This window comes from Rhodococcus sp. NPDC057529 (assembly GCF_042802055.1).
Lineage (GTDB): Bacteria > Actinomycetota > Actinomycetes > Mycobacteriales > Mycobacteriaceae > Rhodococcus_F.
The window spans coordinates 89,057-101,957 of the sequence record NZ_JBHVEY010000007.1 but is presented as its reverse complement, the minus strand read 5'-3'; the positions used below and the strand labels follow the sequence as shown (position 1 = coordinate 101,957).

The window sequence follows — 12,901 nt, the reverse complement described above, 5'->3', positions numbered from 1 at the left end:
GGCGTGATCTCGCGCGCAACGCTCACCTCCTGGCTGCAGCCGGCCTCACCCGAACCGGCCGCCCCGGTGGCCACCGGCACCGAGCGCCGGGCCCTGTGGATCGAGATCACGATCGTCCTGCTCGTCACGTTCGGGACGAGCGGGCTGTCGGGACTGCTGTCGCTGACCGAATCGCTGCTGACACCGGGCAACCTGGCCGACCAGGCCGTCGCCCTCAACGTCGCCCGCGCCGAGAACCAGATCATCGACGTCGCCCGGCAACTGCTCGGCGTCGTGAAACTTCTCGCGTGGGGCGCCCTGGGGCTGTATCTCCTGTGGCGCAGCGGCGTCGGCCCGCGCGACGTCGGGCTCGGCCGTTTCCGCTGGCGACCCGACGCGACGCAGGGTGTCGGGCTCGCCGCACTCATCGGTCTGCCCGGGCTCGGCTTCTACCTGCTGGCCCGCGCCGTCGGCGCCAACCTCACCGTCGTCCCCAGCACGATCGGGGACCACTGGTGGCGTCTGCCCGCCCTGATCCTGTGGGCGATCGCGAACTCCGGCGCGGAGGAAGTGCTCGTCGTCGCGTATCTGATCACGCGGCTGCGGCAACTCGGGTGGAGCGAGAATTCTTCGCTGCTCGCGTCGGCGCTGCTGCGGGGGACGTACCACCTCTACCAGGGCTTCGGGGGCGGGCTGGGCAACGTCGCGATGGGTCTGGTGTTCGGCCGGTACTGGCAGAAGACCGGACGGTTGTGGCCTCTCGTGATCGCGCACGCCACCATCGATTCGGTTGCGTTCGTCGGCTACGCCGCCCTGCGGGGGCACGTCGGCTGGATTCCGTAATCCGGCCGGACCAGTAAAGTCGTGCGGGTGACCGGCGACGCCCCCTACCCTCCGCTGCCGCCCCGTCCGCCTCGGCGGACGCAGGGCGGGCAGCAGGTGCCGCCACCCCAGAACCGCCGAGTTCCGCCCCCTGACCAGCGAGTTCTTCCGCCGACGCGGCGGGTACCACCGCAGGGTCCGCCGCAACAGGGGCCTCCTGCGCCCCGCCCGCGACACCCCGCACCCCGCCAGGGTCCGCCGCCGCAGGAGGGCACCCAGGTGATCCGCCGCGACGGCCGGGGCGCCCCGCCGCCGCCCCAGCAGGCGTGGTCGCAGGCCCCGGAACCGCAACTGTCCCGCTCGGCCCCACCGCAGGGTCCGCGCGGCTACGCACCCACCCAGACACCCCAGCCGTACCGCGACGCGCAGCCACCCCCGCCGACGCGGGCGCCCGATCGGCGTCCCCCGCGCACGCCACCACCCCCGCCGCCCGCACCGTCGCGCACCCCGGAGCCGCCGCAGCAGCGCAGGCCCCGGCGGCCACGGCACTGGGGGCGCCGCATCGGCATCCTGTTCCTGGTGCTGATCCTGGCGCTCGCGGGCATGACCTACTACCTCGACAGTTCGCTGAACCGGATCGACGCGCTGGCCGACTACCCCGGCCGGATCGGCGACACCCCCGGCACGAACTGGCTGCTCGTCGGTTCGGACAGCCGCACCGGGCTGACCCCCGAGCAGGAACAGCAGCTGTCGACCGGCGGGAACAGCGGTCCCGACCGCACCGACACCATCATCGTGGTGCACGTCCCCAGCGGCAGCGGCCCGGCGACGATGGTGAGCATTCCGCGCGACTCGTACGTGTCGATCCCCGGCTACGGCGAGGACAAGATCAACGCGTCGTTCGCGTTCGGTGGTCCGCAACTGCTGACCCAGACGGTCGAGGAGGCCTCCGGGCTGCACATCGACCACTACGCGGAGATCGGGTTCGGCGGATTCGCCGGCATCGTCGACGCGATCGGCGGCGTCGACATGTGCCTGGACACCGCCATCGACGACCCGCTCGCGGGGATCAACCTCGCGCCCGGCTGCCAGGAACTGGCGGGTGCGGAGGCGCTCGGCTTCGTCCGCAGCCGCGCGACCGCGCTCGCCGACATCGACCGGATGAACCATCAGCGGATGTTCATGTCGGCACTGATGTCGAAGGCGACCAGCCCCGCGACGTGGCTCAACCCGTTCCGCATCTGGCCGCTCGTCACCGACACCGCGGCATCGTTGCGCGTCGACGAGAGCGACCACATCTGGAATCTCGCCGCACTCGCCTGGGCCGTCCGCGGCGACATGGTCACGACCACCGTCCCCGTCGGCGGTTTCGAGGACGTCGACGGCGCCGGGAACGTGTTGCTCTGGGATCACGACCGGGCGTCGCAGTTCTTCGACGCGCTGGCCGACGACCGTCAGGTTCCGGCCGAACTTGTCACCACCGGTCCGTGACGCTCGGCCGTAAACTGGCACCCATGACGCAACCGGCGCCGAAAGCACCCAGCGAGTTCCATGCCCTCCTGCAGCAGCAGATCCGCAACGAGTTCACCGCATCCCAGCAGTACATCGCGGTGGCCGTGTATTTCGACTCGCACGATCTCCCGCAACTGGCGCGCCGGTTCTATTCGCAGGCCGCCGAGGAGCGCGGCCACGCGATGATGATGATCCAGTACCTGATCGACAACAACCTTCAGGTGAAGGTCCCCGGCATCGACGACGTCGTCACCGATTTCGACTCGGTGCGCGCCCCCGTCGCACTCGCGCTGGAGCGCGAACACGTCGTCACCGAACAGATCACCAAGCTCGCCCGCACGGCCCGCGACAGCGGCGACTACCTCGGCGAGCGGTTCATCCAGTGGTTCCTCGAGGAACAGGTCGAGGAGGTCTCGGACATGCACACGCTCCTCAACATCGTCGAGCGTGCCGGCGACAACCTGTTCGACATCGAGGATTTCGTCGCCCGCGAGATGAGCGGCAACACGCCGGTCCGTCCGGGTGCGCCGAAGAGCGCGGGCGGCGGCGTCTGACCCGCCCGGTCAGCAGCGGGTGGGCGCCGGTTCGCCGCGGAATCGCGCGGCCACGTATTCGTAGGCGTCCGGAAAGCCCACCACTGCCGTCGTCATGTGCTCGGATATCTCGTACGGCACGAACGTCAGCCTGGCGCCGGCCGCGCAGTAGCGGTGCGCGGTCTCCGCGATCGAATCGAACGGCGTCAGCCCGTCGAGGGTGCCGTGCCACAGGTAGAGGGGCGCGGTCGGGACGCCCTCGAAGTACCGCAGGCTGTTCTCGCGCAATACCTGGTGCGCACCCGAACTCGCCATGAGGCTGGTGGACGCGGCCAGCTGTCCGGCGCTGCGGAAGGCGCCGTGGAACAGCAGGAACCGGCGGCATTCGTTCGACATCCACTCGCGCAACCACAACCCGGTCTCGTTCAGCTGCGACGAGATCGGCAGCTGCTCCGGGTATTCGCGTTCCAAACCGATCGCGGCGGCGAACGCGAGCCCGAACCCCGGATGCGGATTGAACCCCAGACCCAGGGCCATCTGCTCGAGGTCCGCGGGAATCCCACCCGCCACCACCGCGTCGAGTTTCAGTTCCGGCGCATACGTCGGGGCCAGCGCCGCCGCCCACGCGCTGGCCATGCCGCCCCCGGAATAGCCGGCCAGCGCCACCGGGCTGTGCGTCAACCCCAGTTCGGCGACCCGTTGCACCGCCCGCACGCTGTCGAGGGTGATCATGCCGCCGAGCTTCGCGGCGCCGTAGGCGCCCGTCGGGCCCAGATGATCGGGCACCGACACCGCCCAGCCGCGCTGCAGACCCAGATACAGGCCGGGCGACTCCTGCAGTTCCAGATTGAACAACGAGCGCGACGGGGCGCATTTGGTGCCCAGCGAATTCACGATCGCCTGATACGACACGAGCGGCGGGTTCGCGACACCACGGGGAAGCAGCACGGTGGTGACGGCCAGGATCGGATGTCCCGTCGAATTCGTCGACCGGAACGCGATCTGCCACCCGTCGGAGTTCGCGTACATCCAGGTGTCGATCCGGCGCTTCCGCACGACGTCGCCGGGGCTCAGGTCCCCGAGGTCGGCGGGGGCCGAATAGAAAGGGTCGGGGTCCGGCCAGGGATACAACGGGTCGGCCTGCACGGGAACCGGAATCGTCGCGCCCAGGAAAAGGGCGCCGAGAATCAACGCTATCCACGTACCGGGTCGTCTCAACATGGGCCTGCCCCTCCGGCCGCGGCGTCAGATCGCTGTGAATTTTATACACGGGCCCGGGCCCGCCGACGCGGATTGCCCGGTTCCCATCCGTGATCCGCCGCCGGCTCAGACAAGGAAATTGTCACCAGAATGGTCCCGAAATTAGGTTGACATTAGTTTGGGAACGCTTGCCAAAATAAGGTTGAACTTGGATGACACGTGCTCTGACCAGCATTATTATCCATTTCATGACTTCCACTGACGCGCACAAGACGAAATTCCACGCTCTGCTTCACGACCAGATTCGCAACGAATTCAACGCGTCACACCAGTACATCGCGACTGCCGTCTATTTCGACAACTCGGACCTGCCGCAGCTGGCCAAGCACTTCTACAAGCAGGCCGTCGAAGAGCGCAACCACGCCATGATGATCGTCCAGTACTTCCTCGACCGCGACATCTCCGTCGAACTGTCGGGTGTCGACGCGGCGAAGGGCCAGTTCGAGAATGCCCGCGAGCCGATCGCACTCGCTCTGACCCAGGAGAAGACGGTCACCGAGCAGATCGTGCAACTGGCGAGCACCGCCCGCGAGGAGGGCGACTACCTCGGCGAGCAGTTCATGCAGTGGTTCCTCAAGGAGCAGGTCGAGGAGGTCGCCAGCATGACGACGCTGCTGACCATCGCCGACCGCGCGGGCAGCAACCTGTTCGACCTCGAGGAGTTCGTCGCACGCGAGATGAGCGGCGTCGCAGACACGTCCGGCGCGCCGCATGCAGCGGGCGGTTCCCTCTAGGCGGCTCCGCCGCCCGTGAGTGGTTGACGAGTCTCTGCACTCGTCAACCACTCACGGGCGCGAAGCGCCTACCGCAGCGTCACCTGCCGGCCGCGCAGGCCGTCGCGGGCGCGTCGCTCCTCGGTGGTGAGGGGCGCGTCGACGGCCAGGGCCTCGGCCAGTCGCTGACCGAGTTCGACGGTGGCGGCGGCCCATTCGTTCGCATGCTTCTCACGGTCCAGGTCGAACACCGGGACCAGCAGACCGTGGGTCCGGAACGACCCGGCGTAGCGCGAACCCTCACCGAGGTGCAGGCCACCGGTCGCGTGCACGCGCGCGAGGGCCAGCATCAGATCGTCCTCGTTCTCGGGGCGCACCCAGCGGATGTGCGCCTTCTCGCCCGCGTCGACCCACCACGCGGCGACGACACCCTCGGCCTCGACCCGCGCGGACGGCATGATCGCCGCATTCGCGTGCTGCACGGTGGTCGCGACCTCGGGTGCCGGCTCCACGCCTTCGGGAATCCACCAGTTGAAATCCTGGTGCACGGTGATGTCGAGCGGGGCGTCCGCGTCGATCACGTCGGCCAGCGCCGGGGTGTCGGATCCCGGGTTGGCGGAGGCCAGCGATTCACCGCCGTCGGCGTCGCGGACCCAGGCGACGGACGCGGCCAGGTCGGCGCCGAGGTCGGCGGAATGCGCCTGGACCTGCACACCGACGAACCCGGTGGCACTGTCCCCCTCGTCGCGGACCAGCGCCGCGACGGCTCCGGGCAGCACGGTCGCCAGGGTCACCGGACGCGACGAATCCTTGACCGGAAGCGGGGCGGTCGCCGACGGGACGAACTCGCGCAGCGCCACCAGATCGCATTCGGCGGCGAGGCCTTCGAACGGCCGGGTCACGGCCGCCGCGGCGCTCTCCCGTTCCGCCTGCCGCTGCGCGAGCTTCTCGGCGCGGGCGCTACCAGGCTTCGGACCACTGTTTCTCTTGCTCTTCTTTGCCACGACGCCAAAACCTACACGCCGACGCCGCTCCGGTCAGGAGGCCAGCCACTTCTTGGTGCGCCCGGGGTGGTTGGTGGCCACCCAGCTGACCCCGAGTTCGCGGCACAGTTCGACGTCGCTGCGGTTGTCGACGGTCCAGCAGTACGTGGCCCGTCCCGCGGCGGCGGCCTTGTCGACGATGTCCGGGTGTTCGTGCAGCGTTTTCACCGACGGGCCGACCGCGGTGGCGCCGACGGTGGTGGCGGCTCCTCCGCCGAGGTACCGGGCGGATTCGCCGAGCAGCACGGTCGGGAGCATCGGCGCCGACCGGCGGATCCGCCACACCGCTCCGGCGGAGAACGACATCACGACGGCGCGGGAGTGGTCGGCGGACGGTGGTGCGGCGATGCCGAAGCGTTGCAGTTCGGCGAGAACCTTGCTTTCGACCAGCCCGCCGAAGCGCACGGGGTGCTTGGTTTCGATGAAGAGTTTCACTGGGCGCGCCGTCCAGTCCAGGGTGAGTGCGATCAGCGCGCTCAGCTCGAGAAGTTCGGCGGGCTCCTCCTCGGTGCCGTAGTTGAACTCCGTCAGTTCGTCGAGCGTCATCTCGCTGACGACGCCGGTGCCGGTGGACGTCCGGTCGACGGTGCGGTCGTGGACGCACACGAGGTGGCCGTCCCGGGTGAGCCGCACGTCGCACTCGAGTCCGTCCGCGCCTTCCTCCAGTGCCAGTTCGTAGGCGGCGAGGGTGTGTTCCGGCATGGCCGCGGATGCGCCTCGGTGGGCCACCACCAGGGGCCCGCGCCGGTCGGGGCTCACGACGCGACGGCTTCCCGGTCGGCGTCACTGGACGTCGTCTCAGTTTTCTCGGCCGACTTCGCGGCGGGCTTGTCCGCATCGGTCTGCGGCAGCGGGTCGGTGGCGATCACCCAGCGGGTGACGGGTTCCTTCGCGCCCTTCAGCGTCCGGCCCTCGAGCCGCCGGAGCACCATCAGCGCGAGGAGGGCGGTCGCGGACGCGACCAGCGCCGTGAACGCGGCCAGCAGGACGCCGTCCGCCATGGCCTGCAGACCCGGCCTGGATCGCCAGAACCAGTTGAAGACGACGAGCACGGCGCCGAAGACCCACAGACTCCACCAGGCGCGGACCAGCAGGACCGCGCGGGGGTCGCGGCGGATCACCTCGAGCAGGAACACTCCCGGCATCACCAGGTTCAGGCCCGGCACCGCGCACCCGACGACGACGTCGGTGGGGGTGCGGGGGTCGGATTTCTTCGCCCGGGCGAACGTGCGGCGACGCATGCGCAGCAGCCAGCACACTCCGGCGATTCCCGACAGCAGCGCGAAGAGCATCCCGCCGGCCTGACCGACGAACACGGCGATGTCGGACACGGCGAGCACGGTGGGGTCGATCAGCCGGGTCCGGTTGCGGAGGAGGACGGCGTACCGGCCCAGTTCGGCGAGCACTCCGAATGCGTACAGCCCCGCGGTAATTGTGAGGAAGCGCGCGGCCTTGCCTGCGAGCAGTTCCGGCCAGTCGCGGCGGGTGGAGGGGGCGTCGACGTGATCGTGGAGTCCCCAGCGGGGGATCTCGGTGTAGTGCGGGGTGGGGCTCGGCGGCGACGGCTCGTCGGCGAGACCGCTGCGTTGCAGCGGAGGTCGCGCGATCCAGCGGAATCCCCGACTCGCGGGCGGCTGGTGGTGATCGGTCCGGACGGGGGCGAGCAGCACACCGTGGCAGCGGGGGCACCACTGCGCCGGGGAGCCGAGGACCGGCCACCGGGCCGCGCACCGCGCGCACACCTGAACGACGACGCTCATGCCCTCCGCACCCACTTCACATTGCCGATTCTGTCACGGCCCGCGAATACGGGCAGCCCACGACCGAATCGTCCTTTTTGGGGAGAATGTGTGAGCTGCACCACCGGAAATGCCGAGTTATCCACAGTTTCCACAGGTTCATACACAGTTATGGACAGTGTGAGTAGTGCTTATACACAGGTCAGAGCGCATGTGAATCCGGGATTGTTGACAGCTTCGGGTGAACGGTCCACAGCGGTGGATGAATTTGACATCGCAGCTCGGTGAACATTCGGACTCGGTGACCGACGGCTCGGCCCGGAATTACCCCTCCAGTTCGGATCGCCCGCGAAGCGACCCGAGAACTCCGGACCGGCCGTCGTCTCCCCCACCTGTGCCGGGCGAAAAGGTCCCGACACTTGATCTGACGCAGCCCGGCGGGGTTTGGTTCCACCCAATCTGTAATCTCGGAAACCGATGACGGAAGACGCCGGATCGCGGTGGCACCTCGGGCCCGCCCGTGTTCTCCGGGTGGCCGCCGCCCTGATCGTGGCGCAACTTCTCGTGCGGACGTGGGTGGCCGCGAACAGCGACTTCTACTGGGACGATCTGATCCTCGCCGGGCGCGGCGGCAGCCTCCCCCTCTTGTCGGGCGACCTCCTGCTCTACGACCACGACGGTCACCTCATGCCGGGGGCCTTCCTGGTGGCGGGTATCGCGACGCGGGTCGCGCCGTATCAGTGGATCCTGCCGATGCTGACGATGGTCGCGCTGCAGGCGGTGGCGTCGTACGCGGTGTTCCGGTTGCTTCGCAAGATCCTCGGCCCGCGGCCCGTGCTGCTGGTTCCGCTGGCGCTGTATCTGTTCTCTCCGCTGACCGTGCCGGCGTTCGCGTGGTGGGCGGCGGCGCTCAACGCGCTGCCCCTGCAGATCGCGCTGGCGTGGGTGGCCGCCGACGCCCTCGAACTGTGCCTGACCGGACGGCGGCGGTACGCGGTGTCCGGCACGCTCGTGCTGATCGCGTCGCTGCTGTTCTTCGAGAAGTCCGTCGTCGTCCCGTTCGCCGCGTTCGCGACCGTCGCGCTGCTCGCGCACGTCGGCGAGCGGGAGCGGCCGGTGCGGTCGACGCTGCGGCGGGGCGCGGCCCTGTGGATCCCGTCGGCGGCGGTGCTCGCGGTGTGGGCCGGGTTCTACTTCTCCACCGTCGCGTCGCAGTGGGAGTGGGCGGGGGCGTCGCGCGCGGTGGAGTTGCTCCATCACGGCACGTCGCTCGGTCTGCTGCCCACGTTCGTGGGTGGGCCGTGGACGTGGGAGCGGTGGATTCCGAGTCCCCCGTGGGCGTCCCCGTCGACGTCGCTGGAGGTGATCGGCTGGATCGCCCTCGTCGTGGCGGTCGTCGTGACGGTCCGGCTGAAACGCCGGATCGGCTGGGTGTGGCTGCTCACCGCCGCGTACTTCCTGCTGTCGGTGACGGCGATGGTCGTCACCCGGTGGGGCGCCGACACCACGTACGAACTCGCGCAGACCCTGCGCTACTTCACCGACACCGCGGTGATCCTCGCGATCGCCGTCGCCGTGATCGCCCGGGCACCCCGGCGCCGAGCCGAACCGGTCCGGCTGCGGCCTCTGGTGGTGGCCGGTACCGTCGTCGCGTTCGTCGCGAGCAGCCTGTGGTCGACGTACACGTTCACCCGCAGTTGGGAGGAGAACCCGACCACCGACTACCTCGCGACCGCGCGGGCGTCGCTCGCCGACCGGGACGACGCGCCGATCCTCCAGCAGCCCACGTCCATCTGGGTGCTGTTGCCGGTGGCGTACCCGAACAACCTGGTGAGCCGCGTCTTCGCCCCGCTCCGCGACCGGCCCGCGTTCTCCGACAGCACCCCGGACCTCCGGATGATCGACGACGCCGGGTCCGTGGTCGACGCCCAGGTGACGTGGGTGCGTGCGATCGAGCCGGGACCCGTCCCGGACTGCGGGCACCTGGTGGACCGGCGCAGTTTCGAACCGCTTCCCCTCGACGGGCCGCTGACCGGCTGGGAGTGGACGGCGCAGCTCAACTACCTCGCGACGGCGGACGGCGAGATCGCTGTCGCGATGGAGGACGGCAGCCCGGTGCGGGTGCCGGTGCACCGCGGCCCGAATTCGGTGTTCGTGCGGCTCACCGGTGGCGGTCAGAGCCTGCGGGTGAGCACCCTGACCCCGGACCTGTCCGTGTGCATCGGGGTGGGCCCGGTCGGGGTGGTCGTGCCGAAGTAGTTACCGCCCGTACCGCGACCAGGCGACGCGGGTGTTCGCCGCACCGACGATCGCGGCGGCCACGTCGTCCCAGCTCGCGGCGGGGAGCCCGAGTTTCGCGAACAGGGAGCGGCGCGGCCCGGTCATCTCGATCGTGGCGTCGGGGAACCGCTTCTCCACCACCTCGCGCAGTGTGCCGATCCCGTCGACGATGCCGAGTTCGACGGCTCGGCGCCCCAGCCAGACGTCGCCGTCGAACAGTTCCGCCTCGGCCGCTTTCAGCTTGTCCCCGCGGCGGCCGACCACCCAGTCGCGGAACTCGTCGTGGATGCCTTCCTGGATCTGTTCGAGCCACTGCACGTCCTCGGACTTCTCCGCGAAGAACGGGTCGAGGCGGGCCTTCGCCTCGCCCGCCGAATGCAGCCGTCGTTCGATGCCCAGGCGGTCGATCAGTTCGGAGAACCCGAAGCCCGCGGAGATGACGCCGACGGAGCCGACCACCGACGTGGCGGTCGCGTAGATCTCGTCGGCCGCGCAGGCCAGCCAGTAGCCGCCGGACGCGACGACGTCCTCACAGAACGCGAGCACCGGCAGTTCGTGTTCGGTGGCGAGCTGACGGATACGGGCGGCGATGTATTCGCTCTGCGTGGGAGACCCGCCGGGACTGTTGATCAGCAGTGCCACCGCTTTCGCGCCGTGCGTGGTGAACGCGCGCCGCAACGGTTCCTCCACGGATTCCGCGCTCAGCACGCGGCCGAAACCCGCTCCGCCGGACGCGATCATCCCCTGCAGCCGCACCACCGGGACCACCCCGGCGCCGGAGCCGCCGAACGCGTCGGGCAGCTTGTCGGCCAGCGGTTTCGGCAGGTTCAGTGGGATCTTCGCCATGAAATCAGCGTACCGATCATGGATCGGGCAGAGTGGTTCACATGGAGTTGCGAATCTTTACCGAACCCCAGCAGGGTGCCACCTACGACGAACTTCTGGCGGTGGCGCAGGCCGCCGAACGTTTCGGGTACGGCGCGTTCTTCCGCTCGGACCACTACCTCGCGATGAACACCGAGGGCCTGCCCGGGCCGACGGATGCGTGGATCTCGCTGGCGGGCATCGCCCGAGAGACGTCCACGATCCGCCTCGGCACCCTCGTCACGTCTGCGACGTTCCGGTACCCGGGGCCGCTGGCGATCTCGGTGGCGCAGGTGGATCAGATGAGCGGCGGTCGCGTCGACCTCGGCATCGGCGCAGGCTGGTACGAGGAGGAGCACCGGGCGTACGGCATCCCGTTCCCGCCGCTGAAGGAGCGGTTCGAGCGGCTCGAGGAGTCCCTCGCCGTGATCACCGGACTGTGGCGCACTCCGCTCGGGGAGACGTTCTCCTACGACGGGACACACTTGACGGTCAAGAATTCGCCGGCACTCCCGAAGCCGCGGCAGCCGCAGGGTCCGCCCGTCCTGATCGGCGGCACCGGCAAGAAGAAGACCCCCGCACTGGCCGCGAAGTACGCGAACGAATTCAACGTCCCGTTCCAGTCGATCGACGACACTCGGGACGTGTTCGAACGGGTCCGGCTCGCGTGCAAGACGATCGACCGCGACCCCGCGGAACTGGTGTACTCCAACGCGCTCGTCCTGTGCTGCGGGCGAACGGAGGAGGAGATCGCCAAGCGCGCCCTCAACATCGGACGCGAGGTGAGCGAACTGCGGGAGAACGGACTCGCCGGGTCGCCCGCCGAACTCGTCGACAAGATCGGCCGCTACGCGGAGGCCGGGTCGCAGCGGATCTACCTGCAGACACTCGACCTCGGCGACCTCGACCACCTGGAATTGGTCGCCAGTGAGGTCGTCCCACAACTGAGCTAGGCGGAGGCGGAACCGTCCGTCACATCGTCCGTTCGAGACCGGCAGGTTCGTTCGACGGGCTCAGCACCGTTCCGTTCCCTCTCCGGCGGTGGAATGCTCGAGGTACGTCCGGACCGGCCGTGCGTCGACTCCACGAGGAGATGAACAGGTGCGATGAAGTACGTGATTACGTGGACGGTGCGTGAGGGCGGTTCCGCCGCCGAGAACGAGGAGGCAGCGCGACGGAGCCTCGAAGTGTTCGCGAGATGGACGCCGGCCGAGGGCGCGAACTTCCATCAGTTCCTCGGCCGCCTGGACGGCACCGGGGGATTCGCGTTCGTCGAAGCGGACGACCCGAACGACATCCTGGACGGTCCGACGAAGTTCGGGCCCTTCTTCGAGTTCCACGTCTACCCGGTCGCCGACATCGCCGTCACCACGCAGGCCGCGCAGCACGCGGTCGAGTTCCGGGGTGCGATCAGCTGATCCCGGCTCAGTGCCGGGTGGTCGAATCCTGATCCCGGCTCAGTGCCGGGTAGTCGAATCCAGGAACTGTCGGAGGTCGCGGTCCCACTGCGCGTCGCGGGCGCGGTTCAGGGAGGCGCGGCAGATGAGGAAACCGGACAGCGCGATCATCATCACCGCGAACCAGGTGAACAGTCCGGCGATCACGCCGGCCACGCGGGCGGCGGACGACGACATCGGTTCGGTGGTGAGGTTGCCGTCGGCGTTGACCCAGATGTCCTGTTTGGTTCCCGAGGGGGTGGCGGGGTCGACGGTGATGTCGGCGTGCCGGGTTTCGTCACCCCAGGTCCACTTGGCGGGGGCGGTGTCGACGCCAGACGGTGCGACGTCGGAGGTGACGGACACTCCGGTGGAGTCGGCGAGCGTGGTGGCGGTGACGGTGCGGTAGTCCGCGACCTGCTTCTCCGCCAGCGTCAGCTGACTGTCGATGGTCCGGGCGCCCACGAGGATGGCGAGGGGCAGCATCGCGAAGGCGAGCACCACGACAGCGAGGGTGAGCATGTTCTCGATCCGGTCCGAGCGCCGGAGAAGCGGGTTGTGCCGCTGACGAGCCGACCGCTTGCGCAGCCCTCGTGGTTGAGAGTTGTTCCACATTCCGGATCCGGTCCTCTCGCCGACAATTCCCTACCATCCAGGGTCGTACGCAAGGCAAACAAGATCAAGTCGATCCGGTGTGTTATTGGGCACTGTGCCGTATTA

The 12,901-nt window shown here is 69.0% G+C and carries 13 protein-coding genes; 7 read left to right on the top strand and 6 right to left on the bottom strand.

Going from position 1 to position 12,901, the window contains the following annotated elements; translation table 11 throughout:
* The first annotated feature begins 3 nt into the window (after positions 1-3).
* The 3 genes from ACFU5V_RS15450 (at position 4) to ACFU5V_RS15440 (ending at position 2,867) form a co-directional block, all read left to right on the top strand.
* Positions 4-822 carry a CPBP family intramembrane glutamic endopeptidase gene (locus ACFU5V_RS15450; protein ID WP_378700345.1) on the top strand — a complete coding sequence of 273 codons (819 nt, stop codon included), beginning with the start codon at positions 4-6 and terminating at the stop codon, positions 820-822.
* A 258-nt stretch (positions 823-1,080) separates the two neighbouring features.
* Positions 1,081-2,292 carry an LCP family protein gene (locus ACFU5V_RS15445; RefSeq protein WP_378700343.1) on the top strand — a complete coding sequence of 404 codons (1,212 nt, stop codon included), beginning with the start codon at positions 1,081-1,083 and terminating at the stop codon, positions 2,290-2,292.
* 23 nt (positions 2,293-2,315) lie between these two features.
* Positions 2,316-2,867, top strand: a complete 552-nt coding sequence (locus ACFU5V_RS15440) for a ferritin (protein ID WP_378441774.1) — start codon at positions 2,316-2,318, stop codon at positions 2,865-2,867.
* 9 nt (positions 2,868-2,876) lie between these two features.
* On the opposite strand, the gene ACFU5V_RS15435 is transcribed toward ACFU5V_RS15440, so the two are convergent.
* Positions 2,877-4,067, bottom strand: coding sequence for a lipase family protein (locus ACFU5V_RS15435; RefSeq protein ID WP_378700341.1), 1,191 nt, complete (start codon positions 4,065-4,067; stop codon positions 2,877-2,879).
* Between the two features lie 227 nt (positions 4,068-4,294).
* Here ACFU5V_RS15435 and ACFU5V_RS15430 point away from each other — a divergent pair, with 227 nt between their 5' ends.
* A complete protein-coding gene (locus ACFU5V_RS15430; RefSeq protein ID WP_378441771.1) occupies positions 4,295-4,840 on the top strand; it encodes a ferritin in 546 nt (181 codons plus the stop codon).
* A 68-nt stretch (positions 4,841-4,908) separates the two neighbouring features.
* Here the strand turns inward: ACFU5V_RS15430 and ACFU5V_RS15425 are convergent, their stop codons facing one another.
* Genes ACFU5V_RS15425 through ACFU5V_RS15415 form a run of 3 tightly spaced genes read right to left on the bottom strand, consistent with a single transcriptional unit; the run spans position 4,909 to position 7,622 of the window.
* Complete coding sequence (locus ACFU5V_RS15425) at positions 4,909-5,823, bottom strand: DUF5926 family protein (RefSeq protein ID WP_378700339.1); 915 nt, start codon at positions 5,821-5,823, stop codon at positions 4,909-4,911.
* Positions 5,824-5,856: 33 nt separating this feature from the next.
* Positions 5,857-6,621, bottom strand: coding sequence for a glycerophosphodiester phosphodiesterase (locus ACFU5V_RS15420; protein WP_206007591.1), 765 nt, complete (start codon positions 6,619-6,621; stop codon positions 5,857-5,859).
* Positions 6,618-7,622 carry a DUF4328 domain-containing protein gene (locus tag ACFU5V_RS15415; protein ID WP_378700337.1) on the bottom strand — a complete coding sequence of 335 codons (1,005 nt, stop codon included), beginning with the start codon at positions 7,620-7,622 and terminating at the stop codon, positions 6,618-6,620. The genes ACFU5V_RS15420 and ACFU5V_RS15415 overlap by 4 nt, the downstream gene beginning before the upstream one ends.
* Before the next feature lie 456 nt (positions 7,623-8,078).
* On the opposite strand from ACFU5V_RS15415, the gene ACFU5V_RS15410 reads away from it, so the two are divergent.
* Complete coding sequence (locus ACFU5V_RS15410) at positions 8,079-9,860, top strand: hypothetical protein (RefSeq protein WP_378700335.1); 1,782 nt, start codon at positions 8,079-8,081, stop codon at positions 9,858-9,860.
* Here ACFU5V_RS15410 and ACFU5V_RS15405 read toward each other — a convergent pair whose 3' ends face one another.
* On the bottom strand, positions 9,861-10,727 hold the full coding sequence (locus tag ACFU5V_RS15405; protein ID WP_124392095.1) for a S49 family peptidase: 867 nt from the start codon (positions 10,725-10,727) through the stop codon (positions 9,861-9,863).
* Between the two features lie 41 nt (positions 10,728-10,768).
* Here ACFU5V_RS15405 and ACFU5V_RS15400 point away from each other — a divergent pair, with 41 nt between their 5' ends.
* Together ACFU5V_RS15400 and ACFU5V_RS15395 are read left to right on the top strand one after the other, a co-directional pair.
* Complete coding sequence (locus tag ACFU5V_RS15400) at positions 10,769-11,698, top strand: LLM class F420-dependent oxidoreductase (RefSeq protein WP_378700333.1); 930 nt, start codon at positions 10,769-10,771, stop codon at positions 11,696-11,698.
* 153 nt (positions 11,699-11,851) lie between these two features.
* Entirely contained in the window at positions 11,852-12,163 is a 312-nt protein-coding gene (locus ACFU5V_RS15395; protein WP_072938686.1) for a DUF3303 domain-containing protein, read from the top strand.
* A 39-nt stretch (positions 12,164-12,202) separates the two neighbouring features.
* Here ACFU5V_RS15395 and ACFU5V_RS15390 read toward each other — a convergent pair whose 3' ends face one another.
* The gene (locus ACFU5V_RS15390; protein WP_378700331.1) at positions 12,203-12,796 is read right to left on the bottom strand and encodes a hypothetical protein; all 594 of its coding nucleotides are present in this window, start codon (positions 12,794-12,796) and stop codon (positions 12,203-12,205) included.
* Between the last annotated feature and the right edge of the window lie 105 nt (positions 12,797-12,901).

What these genes read in the sequence shown, in the direction of transcription:
- ACFU5V_RS15440 (WP_378441774.1), top strand. Translation starts at nt 2,316, where the DNA reads ATGACGCAACCGGCGCCGAAAGCACCCAGCGAGTTCCATGCCCTCCTG.
- ACFU5V_RS15435 (WP_378700341.1), bottom strand. Translation starts at nt 4,067, where the DNA reads ATGTTGAGACGACCCGGTACGTGGATAGCGTTGATTCTCGGCGCCCTT.
- ACFU5V_RS15430 (WP_378441771.1), top strand. Translation starts at nt 4,295, where the DNA reads ATGACTTCCACTGACGCGCACAAGACGAAATTCCACGCTCTGCTTCAC.
- ACFU5V_RS15415 (WP_378700337.1), bottom strand. Translation starts at nt 7,622, where the DNA reads ATGAGCGTCGTCGTTCAGGTGTGCGCGCGGTGCGCGGCCCGGTGGCCG.
- ACFU5V_RS15410 (WP_378700335.1), top strand. Translation starts at nt 8,079, where the DNA reads ATGACGGAAGACGCCGGATCGCGGTGGCACCTCGGGCCCGCCCGTGTT.
- ACFU5V_RS15405 (WP_124392095.1), bottom strand. Translation starts at nt 10,727, where the DNA reads ATGGCGAAGATCCCACTGAACCTGCCGAAACCGCTGGCCGACAAGCTG.
- ACFU5V_RS15400 (WP_378700333.1), top strand. Translation starts at nt 10,769, where the DNA reads ATGGAGTTGCGAATCTTTACCGAACCCCAGCAGGGTGCCACCTACGAC.
- ACFU5V_RS15395 (WP_072938686.1), top strand. Translation starts at nt 11,852, where the DNA reads ATGAAGTACGTGATTACGTGGACGGTGCGTGAGGGCGGTTCCGCCGCC.
- ACFU5V_RS15390 (WP_378700331.1), bottom strand. Translation starts at nt 12,796, where the DNA reads ATGTGGAACAACTCTCAACCACGAGGGCTGCGCAAGCGGTCGGCTCGT.